Annotated in this window: 22 protein-coding genes; all 22 read left to right on the forward strand. The window is 34.1% G+C overall.

The features are described 5' to 3' along the window. The first annotated feature begins 37 nt into the window (after positions 1-37). The 22 genes from V7D18_RS05535 (at position 38) to V7D18_RS05640 (ending at position 16,167) form a co-directional block, all read left to right on the forward strand. Positions 38-385, forward strand: a complete 348-nt coding sequence (locus V7D18_RS05535) for an ArsR/SmtB family transcription factor (RefSeq protein ID WP_426152244.1) — start codon at positions 38-40, stop codon at positions 383-385. Positions 386-398: 13 nt separating this feature from the next. Next, positions 399-1,463, forward strand: a complete 1,065-nt coding sequence (gene arsB / locus V7D18_RS05540) for an ACR3 family arsenite efflux transporter (protein WP_426152246.1) — start codon at positions 399-401, stop codon at positions 1,461-1,463. 129 nt (positions 1,464-1,592) lie between these two features. After that, positions 1,593-1,787, forward strand: a complete 195-nt coding sequence (locus tag V7D18_RS05545) for a hypothetical protein (RefSeq protein WP_426152248.1) — start codon at positions 1,593-1,595, stop codon at positions 1,785-1,787. A gap of 142 nt (positions 1,788-1,929) precedes the next feature. Beyond that, entirely contained in the window at positions 1,930-2,325 is a 396-nt protein-coding gene (gene arsD / locus V7D18_RS05550; protein ID WP_426152250.1) for an arsenite efflux transporter metallochaperone ArsD, read from the forward strand. Positions 2,326-2,355: 30 nt separating this feature from the next. Continuing rightward, positions 2,356-2,688, forward strand: coding sequence for a hypothetical protein (locus V7D18_RS05555; RefSeq protein ID WP_426152252.1), 333 nt, complete (start codon positions 2,356-2,358; stop codon positions 2,686-2,688). A 94-nt stretch (positions 2,689-2,782) separates the two neighbouring features. Further along, the gene (locus V7D18_RS05560) at positions 2,783-3,016 is read left to right on the forward strand and encodes a 4Fe-4S dicluster domain-containing protein (RefSeq protein ID WP_426152254.1); all 234 of its coding nucleotides are present in this window, start codon (positions 2,783-2,785) and stop codon (positions 3,014-3,016) included. A gap of 44 nt (positions 3,017-3,060) precedes the next feature. Continuing rightward, entirely contained in the window at positions 3,061-4,797 is a 1,737-nt protein-coding gene (gene arsA, locus V7D18_RS05565; protein ID WP_426152256.1) for an arsenical pump-driving ATPase, read from the forward strand. Positions 4,798-5,135: 338 nt separating this feature from the next. Next, entirely contained in the window at positions 5,136-6,071 is a 936-nt protein-coding gene (locus V7D18_RS05570) for a phosphate ABC transporter substrate-binding protein PstS family protein (protein ID WP_426152258.1), read from the forward strand. Between the two features lie 66 nt (positions 6,072-6,137). Next, positions 6,138-7,061, forward strand: a complete 924-nt coding sequence (gene pstC / locus V7D18_RS05575) for a phosphate ABC transporter permease subunit PstC (protein ID WP_426152260.1) — start codon at positions 6,138-6,140, stop codon at positions 7,059-7,061. Next, positions 7,054-7,953: a phosphate ABC transporter permease PstA gene (pstA, locus tag V7D18_RS05580; RefSeq protein WP_426152262.1), complete on the forward strand. Its 900-nt coding sequence runs from the start codon at positions 7,054-7,056 to the stop codon at positions 7,951-7,953. Before pstC ends, pstA begins: the two co-directional genes overlap by 8 nt. A 19-nt stretch (positions 7,954-7,972) precedes the next feature. Beyond that, positions 7,973-8,728, forward strand: a complete 756-nt coding sequence (gene pstB / locus V7D18_RS05585; protein WP_426152264.1) for a phosphate ABC transporter ATP-binding protein PstB — start codon at positions 7,973-7,975, stop codon at positions 8,726-8,728. A 108-nt stretch (positions 8,729-8,836) separates the two neighbouring features. Next, a complete protein-coding gene (locus V7D18_RS05590; RefSeq protein ID WP_426152266.1) occupies positions 8,837-9,172 on the forward strand; it encodes an ArsR/SmtB family transcription factor in 336 nt (111 codons plus the stop codon). Positions 9,173-9,208: 36 nt separating this feature from the next. Beyond that, positions 9,209-9,946 (forward strand): metallophosphoesterase family protein, encoded by a 738-nt coding sequence (locus V7D18_RS05595; RefSeq protein ID WP_426152268.1) that lies wholly within the window; start codon positions 9,209-9,211, stop codon positions 9,944-9,946. Between the two features lie 37 nt (positions 9,947-9,983). Continuing rightward, positions 9,984-10,400 (forward strand): arsenate reductase ArsC, encoded by a 417-nt coding sequence (locus V7D18_RS05600; RefSeq protein ID WP_426152270.1) that lies wholly within the window; start codon positions 9,984-9,986, stop codon positions 10,398-10,400. A 132-nt stretch (positions 10,401-10,532) separates the two neighbouring features. Further along, a complete protein-coding gene (locus V7D18_RS05605) occupies positions 10,533-10,970 on the forward strand; it encodes an arsenate reductase ArsC (protein WP_426152272.1) in 438 nt (145 codons plus the stop codon). A 251-nt stretch (positions 10,971-11,221) separates the two neighbouring features. Further along, positions 11,222-11,338 (forward strand): hypothetical protein, encoded by a 117-nt coding sequence (locus V7D18_RS05610; protein ID WP_426152641.1) that lies wholly within the window; start codon positions 11,222-11,224, stop codon positions 11,336-11,338. After that, positions 11,328-11,759, forward strand: coding sequence for a hypothetical protein (locus V7D18_RS05615; protein WP_426152274.1), 432 nt, complete (start codon positions 11,328-11,330; stop codon positions 11,757-11,759). The genes V7D18_RS05610 and V7D18_RS05615 overlap by 11 nt, the downstream gene beginning before the upstream one ends. A 6-nt stretch (positions 11,760-11,765) precedes the next feature. Further along, the gene (locus V7D18_RS05620) at positions 11,766-11,957 is read left to right on the forward strand and encodes a YwbE family protein (RefSeq protein WP_426152276.1); all 192 of its coding nucleotides are present in this window, start codon (positions 11,766-11,768) and stop codon (positions 11,955-11,957) included. Positions 11,958-12,124: 167 nt separating this feature from the next. Then, on the forward strand, positions 12,125-12,523 hold the full coding sequence (locus V7D18_RS05625; RefSeq protein ID WP_426152278.1) for a hypothetical protein: 399 nt from the start codon (positions 12,125-12,127) through the stop codon (positions 12,521-12,523). A gap of 33 nt (positions 12,524-12,556) precedes the next feature. After that, a complete protein-coding gene (locus tag V7D18_RS05630) occupies positions 12,557-12,967 on the forward strand; it encodes a peptide deformylase (RefSeq protein WP_426152280.1) in 411 nt (136 codons plus the stop codon). Between the two features lie 186 nt (positions 12,968-13,153). Continuing rightward, positions 13,154-14,320 (forward strand): restriction endonuclease PLD domain-containing protein, encoded by a 1,167-nt coding sequence (locus tag V7D18_RS05635; RefSeq protein WP_426152282.1) that lies wholly within the window; start codon positions 13,154-13,156, stop codon positions 14,318-14,320. Beyond that, positions 14,317-16,167, forward strand: coding sequence for a Z1 domain-containing protein (locus tag V7D18_RS05640; protein WP_426152284.1), 1,851 nt, complete (start codon positions 14,317-14,319; stop codon positions 16,165-16,167). Before V7D18_RS05635 ends, V7D18_RS05640 begins: the two co-directional genes overlap by 4 nt. Positions 16,168-16,169: the final 2 nt, after the last annotated feature.

Genomic DNA, 16,169 nt, shown 5'->3' on the forward strand with positions numbered 1-16,169 from the left:
ATGCTCATATAATTATTTATATGGAGGGGGTGAAACCGTGGTTGATATCTTTAAAGCACTATCAGAGGAAAGCAGGTTAAGAATTCTGACTTTACTGATAGAAAGAGAAATGTGTGTCTGTGAGATTGAGGTCTGTTTAAATATGACACAGTCAAACGCTTCCAGACATCTGACTGTACTTAAAAACTGTGGAATTCTGCATTATTATAAGAAAGCACAATGGGCATATTATGGAATAAGCGAAAGCTTTAAAGAAGAACACAAAAACCTATGGGAGTATTTACTGCAAAAGTTAGTTGAACTACCAACCTATCAGGCAGACCATGAACAATGCGAAAAATACAAAACCATTGATGTCTGTGCAAATTCTAAGATAACACATTAAAGGAGAGAGAAAAATGAACAAAGAAAAATCAACAGGAATTGGATTTTTTCAAAAATACTTAACCATATGGGTGGCACTTTGTATGATTACAGGGGTATTAATTGGAAAGTTTTTACCTTCGGTACCTGCGTTTTTTAATCAGTTTGAATATGCAAAAGTGTCCATACCTACTGCAATACTAATTTGGGTTATGATTTACCCAATGATGATGAAGGTGGATTTTGAAAGTGTTAAAAATGTAGGGAAAAACCCAAAAGGATTATATGTAACATGGATTACAAACTGGTTAATTAAGCCATTCACGATGTTTGGAATTGCTTCTTTCTTTTTCTATATCGTATTTAAGGGAATGATTCCAGCAGATTTAGGAAAAGAATATTTAGCAGGAGCCGTTTTATTAGGTGCAGCGCCATGTACTGCAATGGTTTTTGTATGGAGCCAGTTGACGAAAGGAAATCCAGCCTATACGGTAGTGCAGGTAGCAACCAATGATTTAATTATTCTGGTGGCATTTATTCCGATTGTAAAATTCTTACTTGGAGTGAGTAAAGTATCAGTTCCTTGGGATACATTAATTTTATCAGTTGTTTTGTTTGTCGTAGTTCCGTTAACAGCTGGTGTATTAACAAGGATGTATATCAGTAAAAAGAAAGGAACAGAATATTTTGAAAATCAGTTTCTGCCTAAGTTTGATAATGCAACAATAGTTGGTTTGTTACTGATGCTGGTACTTTTATTCTCCTTCCAGGGTGATGTTATTTTAAATAATCCTTTACACATATTACTGATAGCAGTGCCATTAACCATACAGACATTTTTAATTTTCTTTATTGCATATCTGGTAGCAAGAGTGTTAAAGCTTCCTCATAATATAGCAGCTCCAGCAGGAATGATTGGTGCTTCTAATTTCTTTGAGCTTGCAGTTGCGGTTGCAATTGCCTTATTTGGAATGGAGTCACCAGCAGCACTGGCTACAGTTGTAGGAGTATTGACTGAGGTGCCAATTATGTTAATACTGGTTAAAATAGCAAATAAGACGATTCATTGGTTTCCAGAAGATTCTCTCGCTAGTAAATAGTATACAATGATAAGAATAAATTATTTTCACATATAAAGAATTCATAATAGTTAAGGAAACTAGTTTAGACGATACAATCATTTTTTGTTAAATATCTAATTATTCGTTTAGTAGAGAGGAGTTTTTTGTATGAGTAATAGAAGAGATTCAGGTAAAATTTTAAATTGGGAAAGTGGTTTAAACCCAATTGACGAAGAATTGAAAATTTCCTATTCCAACCAGAATGGAGTTTCAGATCAACTCAAAGTAAAATATTCGTTAAATGATATAAATGGATATTCACAAAAAGATGATGAAATATTTAATATCATAAGGATGAATTAGTATTTATATTTGGATAATAAGACTGCGTTGATTACTGCCCTAGCTGTGGAAATCTATGGTAGGTAAATCTTGCGTTACATTTTAAAAAGAAGTATTTTGACACTAAAATATTTAACTGATAACCAATATAGGAGGTATGAAAATGAAAACTATGAAAATTTATGAACCAGCTATGTGCTGTTCAACTGGACTTTGCGGTGTAGGAGTTGATCCAGAATTATTAAGAATTTCTACGGTATTAAACACATTGGAGAATAATGGAGTACTTGTTAATCGGTTTAATCTTTCAAACGATCCACAGGAATTTGTAACGAATAAAACAATAAATAATTATGTTAAAGAAAATGGAGTTGATGGATTACCAGTTGTTGTTATAGATGATGAAATCGCAATCACGCGAAGATATCCATCCAATGATGAATTTGTAAAATTACTTAATGTACCTAAAAGTTATATTGGAGAAAAACCAAGTCCGGCGAAAGCTACAGATAATAAAAATCAGGGTTGTGGATGCTCTGGCGGAGATTGTTGCTGTTAATTATTTGTATTGCTGGAGGCGATATTTTAGATGTCAGGAGAAATAACAATTGATGTTTTTGGGATTCGAAATCAAGCAGTTGGTTGTAACTGCAATGGAAAAAGCTGTTCATCAAAAACAATGGATGAAATGTATCGTGAATTTCACACTTTTTTGACAAAGAATATGTATACCAATCAGTTCAAAATACAGTTTATTGATATTCTCATGGATGATATGGAAGACTATGGCTATGTAATTGATGCAATGAATCAAGGTTATAGTCTTCCGCTAACAGCAATTAATGGTGAGATCAAGTTCTATGGTGGTATTTCTAATAGGATGACTGCTAATTTACTAAGAAAACTCAGTAGAAGAAGATAAAAAGATACAACTTTTAAAAGACATTAGGATTAAATAATTCTAGATACCATTTAGATAGTAAAATTTGAATGATTTTTAAGGAGAATAAAATATAATGTCAAAATGTTGGTATCCTATTATTGATTACAATAGATGTTGTGAATGTGGAAAGTGTGTTAATAAATGCAGGCAGGGTGTTTATGACAAATCAAAAATGCCAAAACCTGTTGTGGTTTATCCAGACGGATGTATACAAGGGTGTCATGGTTGTGGCAACTTATGCCCGAAAAAAGCAATAACCTATGAAGGTGACAATGTAAATAAAGTGCAAAGACGTAGACTGTTTTAACTATAACAGTTATGAGTAATGAAAAGGAGTGAAGTGAATATATAATGGAAAACTTTAACATACAAAAAGTAGTACTTACAAAATATCTTTTCTTCACAGGAAAAGGAGGAGTTGGAAAAACTTCAACTGCCTGTGCGACAGCTGTATCTCTTGCTGATTCTGGAAAAAAAGTTATGCTAATCAGCACTGATCCAGCATCAAACTTGCAAGATGTATTTCAGACAGAATTAAATAATAAAGGAGTTGCGATTCAGGAAGTTCCTAATCTTGTTGTAGCAAACCTGGATCCGATTGAAGCGGCTGCGGAATACAGAGAAAGTGTTATCGCACCGTACCGAGGACAGTTACCCGATGTAGTGTTAAAAAATATGGAGGAGCAGCTTTCCGGTTCCTGTACCGTTGAGATTGCATCATTTAATGAATTTTCTAAATTTATAACGGACGAAAAAGTTCAAAATGAGTATGATTTTATCATCTTTGATACTGCACCAACAGGGCATACATTAAGGATGCTGCAACTTCCATCAGCTTGGAGTAATTTTATCAGTGAAAATACGCACGGTGCTTCCTGTTTAGGGCAATTGTCAGGACTAGAAAGTAAAAGAGCAATTTACAAAAAGGCTGTAGAAACACTAGCTGATGGAAACCTTACAACTTTAATATTAGTTTCAAGACCAGAGGTAACACCTTTAAAAGAAGCAGCGAGAGCATCTAGTGAACTTGCAGATATTGGCGTGAAAAATCAAATGATGATATTAAATGGAGTACTATCATCCTATGATGATACTATTTCAGAAAGCTTATATAATAAGCAACAAATCGCACTTAGTGGTATGCCTGAAGAATTAAGGGAATTAAAAACTTATTCTATACCGCTAAGAGCTTATAATATAACAGGGATTGAAAATGTAAGGTCCTTACTTGAAAAGGATAACTATACAATTAGAGAAGAAAAAATAAAAGCAGATGTTATTCCAGGACTTAAAGATGTGATAGATGATTTATATCAAACCAACAAAAAAGTTATTTTTACAATGGGAAAAGGCGGTGTTGGTAAAACAACAATAGCAGCTTCTATTGCACTAGGATTGGCATCAAAAGGGAAAAAGGTACACCTAACGACAACGGATCCTGCGGCTCATCTTAAATTTGTCATGAATGAGACAGATGGTATTACCATGAGTCATATTGATGAAAAAGAGGAACTAAGCAAGTATCAGCAAGCAGTACTTTCAAAAGCAAGAGAAACTATGTCGGAGGAAGATATTGCATATGTGGAAGAAGACTTAAGATCTCCTTGTACACAAGAAATTGCTGTGTTCAGAGCTTTTGCAGATATTGTTGAAAAGGCAGAAGATCAGATTGTAGTAATTGATACTGCACCGACAGGGCATACGCTATTACTCCTCGATTCTACACAGAGCTATAATCAAGAGATCAAGCGTTCCCAGGGTGATATTCCCGAATCAGCTAAGAAATTGTTGCCGAGATTACGCAATAAAGAAGAAACAGAAGTTATTATTGTGACACTTGCTGAAACCACTCCGGTTTATGAAGCAATGCGCTTAGAAGAAGATTTAAAACGGGCAGGTATAGCCACAAAATGGTGGGTTATAAATTCATCCCTTTATCGTACTGGTACTACGAATAAATTGCTGTCAGCAAAATCAAGTAATGAAATTGAATGGATCAATAAGGTTGATGAGCATGCAGATGGCAACTTTGCGGTAATTGAATGGAAAGCAGAAACGATTAATGAAGATACAATGAGAGCATTCTAAAATAGAAAAATGGGCGGAAGAGAATAAAAATTTTCTTCTGCCTATTTTTTGTTATAACTTTACATCCATTTTACATAACCTTAACACAATTGATATTTACATATCAGCATATCATGATATATAATAAATGCATGAAGAGGATAGTTAATTCATTCATGAGATATAATAAATGTAAAGAATATGCAAAAAGAAATGGATGGTGGTGAGTATGTTTGGATTAATCATTTTGTTAGCAGCGCTATTTATCTTCGGTTATTTAAATTATAGAAGTATTGTGAGTAGAAGTAGATCAATCATCGAGAAAATGTTAGATGAATAAGACAATAAGGAGAATTGAAATGAAAAAATTGATTAGTAAAAAGAGTGTATTATTAGTAAGTGTATTGGCACTGACATTAGCATTTACAGGGTGTGGACAAAAGGAAAGTGAATCTGACAGTAAGTTGTCAGGTGAAATACGAATTGATGGGTCCTCGACGGTATTTCCCATTACGGAAGCAATCGTTGAAGAGTTTAATATGGTGGAACCAAATGTAAAAATTCCAGTTGGTGTATCAGGAACTGGTGGTGGTTTTAAGAAGTTCATCGCAAAAGAGACGGATATTAGCAATGCTTCCAGACCAATTAAGGAGGAGGAAGCCGAAGGTGCTAAAAATGCTGGTGTAGAATATACAGAATTCAAAGTAGCTTATGATGGGTTATCAGTACTAGTAAATCCGGATAATACATGGGTTGACTATTTAACAGTCGAAGAATTAGCGGCTATATGGATGCCAGACAGTAAAGTAAAAACTTGGAAAGACGTCCGTGCAGAATGGCCAGACGAAGAAATTAAATTTTATGCACCTGGTACAGACTCAGGAACCTTTGATTATTTTACAGAAGAAATCAATGGAGAGAGTGGTGCAATTCGATCTGATTTTACAGGCAGCGAAGATGATAACGTATTGGTTCAAGGGATTGCAGGAGATAAAAATGCATTAGGATTTTTTGGATTTGCTTATTACGAGGAAAACCAGGATAAATTAAAAGTTGTACCAATTGATAATGGAAATGGAGCGATTACTCCAACATTCGATACCATCAAAAGTGGAGAGTATGCACCGTTATCAAGACCAATTTTTATCTATGTTAATAATGAATCACTCAAACGCGAAGAAGTAAAAGAATTTGTTACGTTTTATATAGAAAATGCTAAGGATATCGTACCAGAAGTAGGCTATGTATCCTTACCAGAAGAAGAATATGAAACTGAATTAGAGTTACTTCAGTAGAAAGTAAAATAGTATCGAAACGTGCATGCAAAGTGTACGTTTCGATTCACTTGTATGGGGTAGAGAATGAAAGAAACTAAAACAGGTATCAAACTAAAAAAGAAAAAAAGAGTTGATATTTTGGAAATTGTAGTAGAAAAAGTGCTTGTTCTTTTTGCTACAATCTCCATTCTGACAACCATTGCTATTATATTTACACTTTTTGGAGAAACAATCACTTTTTTTAAGGAAGTTTCGATTGTTGAGTTTTTCACAGGAACAAAATGGACACCTACCTTAACTCCACGAAATTTTGGTGTACTTCCCTTGCTCATTGGAACCTTAATGATTGCAATTGGGTCAAGCATCGTAGCTTTACCAATGGGACTGGGAAGTGCTATTTACTTAAGTGAATATGCTCCGAAGAAAGCCAGAAAGATTATTAAACCTATTTTGGAAATACTAGCAGGAATCCCATCTATCGTATATGGCTTTTTTGCACTGAACTTTATTACACCGATTCTTCAAAAATTGCTTCCGCAAACTCAGATATTTAATGCTTTGAGTGCAAGTATAGCAGTAGGAATTATGACTTTACCTATGGTAGCATCCTTATGTGAAGATGCCATGATGGCTGTTCCAGACTCTGTTAGAAAGGGAGCGTATGCTCTAGGAGCCACAAAATTTGAGGTTGCCACAAAAGTAGTTATTCCTGCAACTTTTTCAAGTATTGCATCAGCTTTTGTTCTTGCAATTTCAAGAGCGATTGGAGAGACCATGATAGTGGCAATTGCTGCAGGGCAAAGCCCGGTACTGACACTTAATCCTTTAGAGAGTATACAGACATTGACAGGATTTATGGTAAATATAAGCCTTGGAGATATCCAGCATGGGACAATAGAATATAATACGGTATTTGCAGTGGGTTCTCTTTTATTTGGGGTAACATTTTTAATGAACATTATAGCAAGAGCTGTTGTAAACAGAAATAGGAGGTATCTAAATGGCTAATGATAAACAAATTAGTGATTTAAGCTTAATTGATCAAAAGAGGATAAATATAAGAAAAATAAAAAATAATATTTTTTATTCTATTTTATTACTATCCATTTTATTTTCAATCTTGGTACTGTGTATTTTACTATATCAGATATTTAGTGAGGGTATAAAGTGGATAGACTGGGATTTTATAACCAGTATGCCTTCAAGAAGTCCAGAAAAGGCTGGAATTCTTTCTGCTTTAGTGGGAAGTATATGGACAATTGGTCTAACTGCACTCATAGCGCTTCCGGTAGGTGTAGGAACTGCTATTTATCTGGAAGAATATGCAAATAAAAAAGGAATATTTTATAAATTACTTACAATAAACATTGCGAATCTAGCAGGTGTGCCTTCTATTGTATATGGCATGTTAGGACTTGCAGTTTTTGTAAGGTTCATGAATTTGGAGCGTAGCATTTTATCAGGAGCATTAACTTTAAGTATTTTAATATTACCAACCATTATTGTATCCTCACAGGAGGCATTAAAAAGTGTTCCGTTAAGTCTGAAAGAGGGATCATTTGCATTAGGAATGACAAAATGGAGAACCATTGCTGGAGTGACACTTCCATTTGCAATTCCAGGGATACTTACCGGATCAATTTTAGCAATATCAAGAGCAATGGGAGAGGCTGCACCACTTATTATGGTAGGCGCTGCCGGATATATTGCATTTTTACCAAGTGGACCATTGGACTCTTTTACCGTATTACCAATACAAATTTTCAACTGGACATCAAGACCTCAGGCAGAGTTCCAGAATGTGGCGGCTGCAGGGATTATGGTGTTGATGGTACTTCTTTTATCAGCTAATGCGGCAGCTATCATCTTACGCAATAAGTACCAGAAGAAAATAGACTGATAATAGAAATGAGGAAGATATGGAAGGTAAAATAAAAGTAGAAAACCTAAGCTTTTATTATGGAAGTGTAAAAGCACTGGATAACATAAATATAGAAATAGAAGAGAAAAAAATAACCGCTTTAATCGGTCCATCAGGGTGTGGAAAATCGACTTTTTTGCGTGTATTAAACAGAATGAATGATTTAATTGATGGAACCCGTTCTGAGGGAAAGGTATGGATTGTGGATGAAAACATTTTGGGTAAAGATTATGATGTTTTTGAATTAAGAAAAGAGGTCGGAATGGTATTTCAAAGACCGAATCCTTTTCCGAAATCAATTTATGACAATCTTGTTTATGCGCCGAAAAGGCATGGGATAAAAAATAAAAAGCAGTTAGACGAGTTGGTTGAAACAAGTCTTAGAAAAGCGGCACTTTGGGATGAAGTAAAAGATAACCTTGGTAAATCAGCACTTGAATTATCAGGTGGACAGCAACAAAGACTCTGCATTGCTCGTTGTCTTGCAATAGAACCAAAAATTATTTTAATGGATGAGCCAACATCAGCATTGGATCCTATTGCCACATTAAAAATAGAGGACTTATTACAGGACTTAAAGAAAGAATATACCGTAGTCATAGTCACGCATTCAATGCAACAGGCTGCTAGAATATCGGATAATACAGGATATTTTCTGAATGGAAATCTTGTAGAATATGGAAAGACATCAGATGTTTTTTCAGAACCAAAGGACAAACGAACAGAAGATTATATAACTGGAAGATTTGGTTAATTATTTAGAGGCATACTTTTTTGATAAAGCAATAGAAAAATGAAATAATAAATGGTAAAATCATATTAACATATAATGATATGATTTTATGAAAGAAGGAAATATTACATGGATCAGCATATAACAACTGAAGATATTATGCGATTAAAATTAATCAGTAAGTTTTTTAAAGGATTTGCAGATTATAACCGGTTATGCATCTTTGAGAGCCTTATTAAAGGTGAGAAGACGGTATCTGAGATTATCAATGATACCGGTTTTAGCCAGTCAAAGATCTCGAATCATCTGAAATGTCTAAGGGAAGGTGACCTTGTAGAAGCAAGACAGGAAGGTAAATTTATCTATTATAGTATCAAGGACGAGAAAATCAGATTAATTTTAAAAACAGCAAATGAACTTGTGAAAGATGCATCAGAGGAAAAGTTCAATTGTATGAATTATTAAGTGAATGTTCTGATGTTTAGAAAAGAGGTGTAATTATTGATTGATAAAATAGTATTTATTTCAGATATACATGGGAATATTGAAGCATTTAAGAGTGTGCTTGCTGATATACAGGAAAGAAATATTGATATGAGTCAAGTATATTGCCTTGGAGACTCTGTCGGATATGGCACAAGACCGGATGAAGTGATTGATCTGTTAAAACGAAATGGAATTGTATCAATACTTGGAAACTACGATGAAGCAGTAGGATTTTATCTTCCTACGTGTGGATGTAATATTAATAACGACAATGATAAAGCAAAGACAAAAAATGCACTTAGCTGGACAGTAGAACATACCAGTGCTGAGAATAAAGAGTATCTGAGAGAATTTGAAGAGCAATTAACGATTAAGATCTTGGGGAAAAGTATATTGCTTACTCATGCCAGTCCGATTTCCATAACAGATTATCTTTATGAAGATGATAGGGAAAAGCAGGAAGAAATAGCGGAAGAGCTGGAAGAAGATATTATAGTATTTGGACATACCCATCTTCCCTATGTAAAAAAGGTAAAGGGGAAATTGTTTATCAATGCAGGAAGTGTAGGCAGACCCAAAGATGGAGATAATAGAGCCTGTTATTGTATAATAACAATTGGAGACAAACTGGAAGTTGAAGTTGAATTTGTAAGAGTTTCATATGATATAGAGAAAATGGCGCAGGAAATAATAGAGTCAGATCTAATGGACTCATTTGCAACCGTATTACGAACGGGGCGCGATACCAAATAATGAATAAACGAATATAACGAATGGGGAGAATTTGATAATGGAAGAAAATATGGAAACTAAACCAAAAGTTGCTTTTGTATGTGTGCATAATTCTTGTAGGAGCCAGATCGCAGAAGCACTGGGAAAACACCTTGCAGGTGATGCATTTGACAGTTATTCTGCTGGTACTGAGTTAAAAGATCATATCAATCCAGATGCAGTTAGATTAATGAAGAAAATATATGGGATAGATATGGAGCTAACACAAAGAAATAAATTAATCACTGATATTCCAAACCCAGATGTTGTGATAACAATGGGATGTAATGTGAATTGCCCATCACTGCCGTGCAAAATGAGAGAAGACTGGGGTCTAGATGATCCGTCAGGCAAAACGGATGAAGTATTTGAGAAGACCATTCAGACGATTGAAGAAAAGATTATTAATCTTAAAAACAGATTGTTTGATCTATAATTTACAATTATTTTACTCAATCATGATAGAGATAGAATAGAAATGCTTATATAATGTTAATTAGCAATTACTATGTTTTTAAAATGTGAAAGGTAAGTATAACGTGAAATCATCGTTATATAAGGATATGCTATGGAAAATGAAAAAATCAGAGTTTTATTTGTCTGTGTTGCTAACTCATTTCGCAGTCAGATTGCCGAAGCTTTTTTAAATCACAAATATGGCGACAATTTTGAAGCTGAAAGTGCGGGATTTAGGGTAAAAGCTATAAATCCACTTGCAATTGATGTGATGAAAGAACATGGCATTGATCTTTCAAACAACAGTGTTGATAGACTTATGGATTTATACAATGAAGGAAGAAAATATCAATACGTGATAACTGTATGCAATAGAGGAGAGGAAGAAGATTGCCCAATTTTCCCTGGAGTAGTTACTAGGTTGAGCTGGAGTGACTTCCAAGATCCTGAAAAATTTACAGGTTCAATGGAAGAGATAAAGAATAAGGCGAGAAAATTAAGAGATGAAATTGAAAAAAAAATTGATGATTTCGTGAATACAGTAAAATGAGATGATTTGATGGCGTTTAGAAAGAACACTTAGGAACAGGCTATTCATAATGGTATACGTTTAGGGACACTTGAAAAGGTGTCTCTTTTGGTGTTTGAAAAGTTGGAAAAATCATTGGTATGTCTGACAGAGAATACGCCTAAAACAGCATTAAACAACAGACATGTTGGGTGGAAAGTAATGAAGCTTAAGGGAAGCTAGAATTTTTATTATTAGGAATATTAACAGATGAAAAGATTGGATTATTTAAGATTTTAACGTATAATACAGATTATATACTAGTAAAGGAAGAGAACTATAATTCTGTGTATTATTCGCCTTGGAGAAGGCTGGATATCAGATTGTATAACAATAACTATGGCAAATAAAAAGAAATTAACAAAAGCAGAGCGTCACGATGAACGAATAAGAAAAGCAAAACAATGGCTTCTAACGTATAATGGTTCAAAAAAAAAGATAACGAAGCATTATCGCGAAAGATTCCATCTGGATATTATGACAGCAATCAAAGATTTACAGGAAATTGGTGTTGAATATACCAAGGAGTATCTAGAAGCAGTTAAGAAAAGCGAGGAAGACCGTATTCGACAGAAGCATTTGAAAGAAGAACAGAAACGTCAGGAAGAATATGATATGATATATGGAGACTGTGATGATACTTTTGCTTATATTGCGGGGTATACAGATGGCGGTGCACCATATGGAGTAATGTGGTTTGAAGTTGGCATTGATCCGGAATTGCCATTTGAGGAGAAAATACGACTTTATCATAAGGGGATGGAGGTGTGACAACGAATGGATGGAACAGTAAGAAATAATATAAAAATTGGTTCAAAGGTATTAGCGATTCAGAAACAGGATCAGAGAAGTGGTAAATTAATAGAAGGTATTGTAATGAGAATTCTTACAAATTCAATGACTCACCCGAGAGGAATAAAAGTTATGCTAGAAGGTGGAATTGTAGGAAGAGTACAGAAAATACTATGAGTACATACTTTTAATTTTGGATAAGAGATTTTGGTTTGGTAAAAAACGGATAACATTAATGATTAAAAATCATATGTAATTAGCAGGTACTGGCGACTTGGTTTGTTTGTAAAAGAAATATGCCGACAGTCAATATAAGCCTGATGTTGAAAGGGATGGAAGTAAGAATGGAAACGACGAATAAGAAGTTATTGAATAGCTATATATCAAGGGAAATAATAAAAATTATTTTGAAGTTTGCTTGTACACTTGGGCTTACTTATCTTGCAGTAAAATATGACTTTTTTACAAAAGGAACTGGAACGTTAGGATATGCTGCAGGGATATTTTTGACTTTTTGTATTATCTATTTCCTTTGTAGTGTAATGCAGGTAGCTCTTCAGACTTGCCGTTCTGTGATTGCGGCTATTATTGAAGGTGTTATTCTGATTGCCATCTTGATGGCGGGACTAAGTTTATTACCAGGAGCGATACAGGGATATGTATTTGTGGTGGCGGTAGTTATTGCAATTTTGTATGATCTGATCCGTATGGTATTGCATGCCAAAATGTATGAGAAGGAATAAGCTTGATCAGAATATCGAAAGGAATGAAGAAAAATGGTTAGAGTAATTGTAAGAGATGAGTTGTTTCTAAAACAAAAGTCAGAAATGGCAACCCAGGCAGATGCACCTATTATTATTGATTTGATTGATACATTAAGGGCGAATCAAGAACATTGTGTTGGAATGGCTGCCAATATGATTGGTGTGAAAAAAAGAATTATTGTATTTAGTTTTGGGATAAGTATTGTTCCTATGGTAAATCCTGTTATCAAAAAGAAACTAAATCCTTATGAAACAGAAGAAGGATGTTTGTCATTAACCGGAGTTCGTAAAACAAAGAGATATGAAAGCATTGAGGTTGAGTACGAAGACCAGGACTTCAAGAAACAAAAGCAGACGTTTCAGGGGTGGGTAGCTCAGATAATTCAGCATGAGGTGGATCATCTGGAAGGGGTTATTATATAAGTTTTGGGTACGGTTGTTTTGATAAGCGTAAGAGATGCTCGAAAGGGTGTCTCTTTTTTATGTTTAATAGGAATGGTGTAGTCAGATAATCCTAATAAATAATAAGGGTTGAGACAATTTGTTATATTGAATGAGAAACAGATGACTTTTTAAACGACAAGAAGTATAATTAAAAAGGTGTAATTTATGGAAAAAATTTTATTGGAGGGCAACATGGAAATATTATATTCAAATATCTTACCATTAAAAACAATGCCAGGGCAACAGGTATTTTTAGATAGATTTAATTTAGCAGTCGAAAAAGCAGATAAAGTTGATATTGCTGTAGGATATGTTTCTAAGAGTTCTGTTCAGGAATTGGAAAGAATTATTAATGATAATAAACTGGAAAATATAGAACTGATAATTGGAATGTATTATCTAGAGGGTATGCCGGAAGGCACATATAATGCAACTCTGGCATTAAATTCAAAACTAAAAGAAGGCGGAAGAGGAATAGTTAAATTAGTAAAGACTCTGAAATACCATGGAAAACTATATGTATTTTATAAAGATGGAAAACCGTTTGAGGCATTTATTGGATCACATAACTTAGGAGCAATAAAAGTCGAGGCTTCAAATATTAGACAATATGAAATATCAGCAGTCACAACGGCAGAGAGTGAAATAAATGAGATCACGTCATTTATTACTCAACTTAAAGATGATAATTGTTCAATTGATATTTCTTGTGCAACAGATATAAAAATAATCAGGGAAATGAATAATGCATTAATTGGGCAGGAATTTGTATCTAAAATAACTAATGATGAAGTTAATGCATATAAAAGTAAGATAACGGACGTTCAATTTGAAATTCCACTAAAGGTTCCGGAGAATCTATTGGATACTAATATGAGAGGATCAAATATTAATGTGTGCTATGCTAAAGGAAGAAAAAGAGTGTGGTGGGAAACAGAAATAGTTGTTTCAAAACAGATTAGGGATTTACCAAATTACCCAGAATATCAGAAGCCTTTCATGGTAATTACAGACGATGGATGGAAATTTCTTGCATGGACATGTGGTGATAATAATAAAAATCTATATTCAAAAGATGATCTGAAAATTATGGGAAGATGGATCAAGGGACGTTTGGTTGCCGCTGGATTAGTAGAAGCAGTGAATAATGTTGAAACAGATATCGATGGGAAAGGTGTCATTACCGGGGAAATGCTTGAACAATATGGACGAAATACCATAACACTGACAAAGACAGAATTAACTACTAGTTTGGAAGATGGAAGTGATGTTCAGGTATGGATGCTATCATTTCTTCCTGAGAGCAATAACAGGAAGGAAGATGAAGAATGACTTATTTAGAGAAATATCTTAATTTGATAATTGAGCGAGGCAATCCACAATTAGCAGATTCCATTCGAATTACTGTTAATGGAATCGCACCTCAATATATAGAAAAATTTACTTTCTGCACTCATGAAGTGGGACTTTTATTCGGCAATGTGCAGTCTGGAAAAACAGGGCAAATGTTTGGAATAATATCATCTGCGGCAGACCTAGGATTTCCTATTTTTATTATAATGACAACAGATAATGTTGTATTGCAACAACAGACAATAGAACGCGTAAGAGATGATTTAGATGGCTTTTGTATATGTGATGAATATGATACAGAAATATTTGCAAAAAACAATTTAGAAACGCCTACAATTGTTGTGTTAAAGAAGAATTTTAGAACGTTGAAACAATGGACCAATATACTTGCATCTACGGGTTTTGTTAAGGGCAACCCGGTATTTATTATTGATGATGAAGCAGATGCAGCTTCCTTGAATACATTGGTCAATAAGGTGAAAAAATCATCAATAAATAGATACTTAGATGAAATAAAGGCAATGTCTGCAAGTAGTATATATCTTCAAGTTACAGGTACTCCGCAGGCTCTGTTCTTACAGACTCAGCTGTCGGGATGGCATCCATATTTCACATATTACTTTAGACCTGGTAATAATTACTTGGGTGGAGATTTCTTTTTTGCAAAAGATCAACCAAGGTGTATATCATACATTGATTCGATAAAGGAACCACTTATGGATGCTTTATTGCATCATTTGATAGTATCGGCTCAAATTCTTTCTAGTGGTGGAAAAGTATGTAATTTTTTAATACATCCAAGTGTTAGAAAGTCTGCCCACACACAATTTGAAAATGATGTAATAAAAGCAATCAAAGATTTACGAATAGATTTTAATTCAGATAAAGTGCAAAATAAATGCAAAGAACTATATATGAACTTGAAGCCCAATAAAACAGAAATACTTTCTTTCGATATTCTAATTGATAAAGCAAAAAAGTTATTAGATGAGAATGATATGAAGGTTTTAATTATGAATGGAGATTCACATATTGATAGTGAAGAGTATTCATATGGTTCAAATGTCATTATCGGAGGAAATACTTTGGGAAGAGGTGTGACTTTTTCTGGACTTCAAACAATTTATTATACCAGAACTTCAAAAAAACCACAGGCAGATACAATGTGGCAACACAGTCGTATGTTTGGATACGATCGTGATCCTGGTTTGATGCAGGTATATATTGATGAGCATCTCTATAAACTCTTTTCAGATATTAATGCAACGAATAATTCAATAATTTCACAGGTAGAGAGAGGGATTAAAGATGTTAAAATTTACTATCCAGAAGGACTAAATCCTACAAGAAACAATGTACTTGATACAAATAAGTTGATTGTATTATCCGGTGGAACAAACTATTATCCATTTTCGCCAGACAACGATTCCATAGAAGAAATTAATACTTTATTAGAGGTGTTCAGTGAAAAGGAGCCTAGCTATCAAGTGAGTTTACGATTAATAAAGGAATTGTTAAAACATATTTCATCTGAGGATGATTTTAAAATTCAATCAATTATTGGGGTCATTGAAACACTGCTTGCAGAAAAACCAACGGGACAAGGTGTATTAATTGTAAGAAGAGAAAGAAATGTTGCAAAAGGAACAGGCGCATTACTATCTCCAAATGACTGGCAAATAGGTGCTTCAATTAGGGATAAGGTTGTATTGACGATGTATCAAATGACAGGAGATAAAGGCTGGAATGGCAAGAAATTGTGGGTTCCCAATATAAAATTTCCAGACGGTATAGTATACTATGATATAAATGACAGTGGGGAGTGATG

It is taken from the genome of Lacrimispora sp. 38-1, assembly GCF_049890855.1.
Taxonomy (GTDB): Bacteria; Bacillota; Clostridia; order Lachnospirales; family Lachnospiraceae; genus Lacrimispora.

What these genes read in the sequence shown, in the direction of transcription:
- pstA (WP_426152262.1), top strand. Translation starts at nt 7,054, where the DNA reads ATGGCTAATGATAAACAAATTAGTGATTTAAGCTTAATTGATCAAAAG.
- V7D18_RS05590 (WP_426152266.1), top strand. Translation starts at nt 8,837, where the DNA reads ATGGATCAGCATATAACAACTGAAGATATTATGCGATTAAAATTAATC.
- pstB (WP_426152264.1), top strand. Translation starts at nt 7,973, where the DNA reads ATGGAAGGTAAAATAAAAGTAGAAAACCTAAGCTTTTATTATGGAAGT.
- V7D18_RS05625 (WP_426152278.1), top strand. Translation starts at nt 12,125, where the DNA reads ATGGAAACGACGAATAAGAAGTTATTGAATAGCTATATATCAAGGGAA.
- pstC (WP_426152260.1), top strand. Translation starts at nt 6,138, where the DNA reads ATGAAAGAAACTAAAACAGGTATCAAACTAAAAAAGAAAAAAAGAGTT.
- arsD (WP_426152250.1), top strand. Translation starts at nt 1,930, where the DNA reads ATGAAAACTATGAAAATTTATGAACCAGCTATGTGCTGTTCAACTGGA.
- V7D18_RS05630 (WP_426152280.1), top strand. Translation starts at nt 12,557, where the DNA reads ATGGTTAGAGTAATTGTAAGAGATGAGTTGTTTCTAAAACAAAAGTCA.
- V7D18_RS05605 (WP_426152272.1), top strand. Translation starts at nt 10,533, where the DNA reads ATGGAAAATGAAAAAATCAGAGTTTTATTTGTCTGTGTTGCTAACTCA.
- arsB (WP_426152246.1), top strand. Translation starts at nt 399, where the DNA reads ATGAACAAAGAAAAATCAACAGGAATTGGATTTTTTCAAAAATACTTA.
- V7D18_RS05635 (WP_426152282.1), top strand. Translation starts at nt 13,154, where the DNA reads ATGGAAAAAATTTTATTGGAGGGCAACATGGAAATATTATATTCAAAT.
- V7D18_RS05600 (WP_426152270.1), top strand. Translation starts at nt 9,984, where the DNA reads ATGGAAGAAAATATGGAAACTAAACCAAAAGTTGCTTTTGTATGTGTG.
- V7D18_RS05640 (WP_426152284.1), top strand. Translation starts at nt 14,317, where the DNA reads ATGACTTATTTAGAGAAATATCTTAATTTGATAATTGAGCGAGGCAAT.
- V7D18_RS05555 (WP_426152252.1), top strand. Translation starts at nt 2,356, where the DNA reads ATGTCAGGAGAAATAACAATTGATGTTTTTGGGATTCGAAATCAAGCA.
- V7D18_RS05560 (WP_426152254.1), top strand. Translation starts at nt 2,783, where the DNA reads ATGTCAAAATGTTGGTATCCTATTATTGATTACAATAGATGTTGTGAA.
- V7D18_RS05545 (WP_426152248.1), top strand. Translation starts at nt 1,593, where the DNA reads ATGAGTAATAGAAGAGATTCAGGTAAAATTTTAAATTGGGAAAGTGGT.
- V7D18_RS05620 (WP_426152276.1), top strand. Translation starts at nt 11,766, where the DNA reads ATGGATGGAACAGTAAGAAATAATATAAAAATTGGTTCAAAGGTATTA.
- V7D18_RS05570 (WP_426152258.1), top strand. Translation starts at nt 5,136, where the DNA reads ATGAAAAAATTGATTAGTAAAAAGAGTGTATTATTAGTAAGTGTATTG.
- arsA (WP_426152256.1), top strand. Translation starts at nt 3,061, where the DNA reads ATGGAAAACTTTAACATACAAAAAGTAGTACTTACAAAATATCTTTTC.
- V7D18_RS05615 (WP_426152274.1), top strand. Translation starts at nt 11,328, where the DNA reads ATGGCAAATAAAAAGAAATTAACAAAAGCAGAGCGTCACGATGAACGA.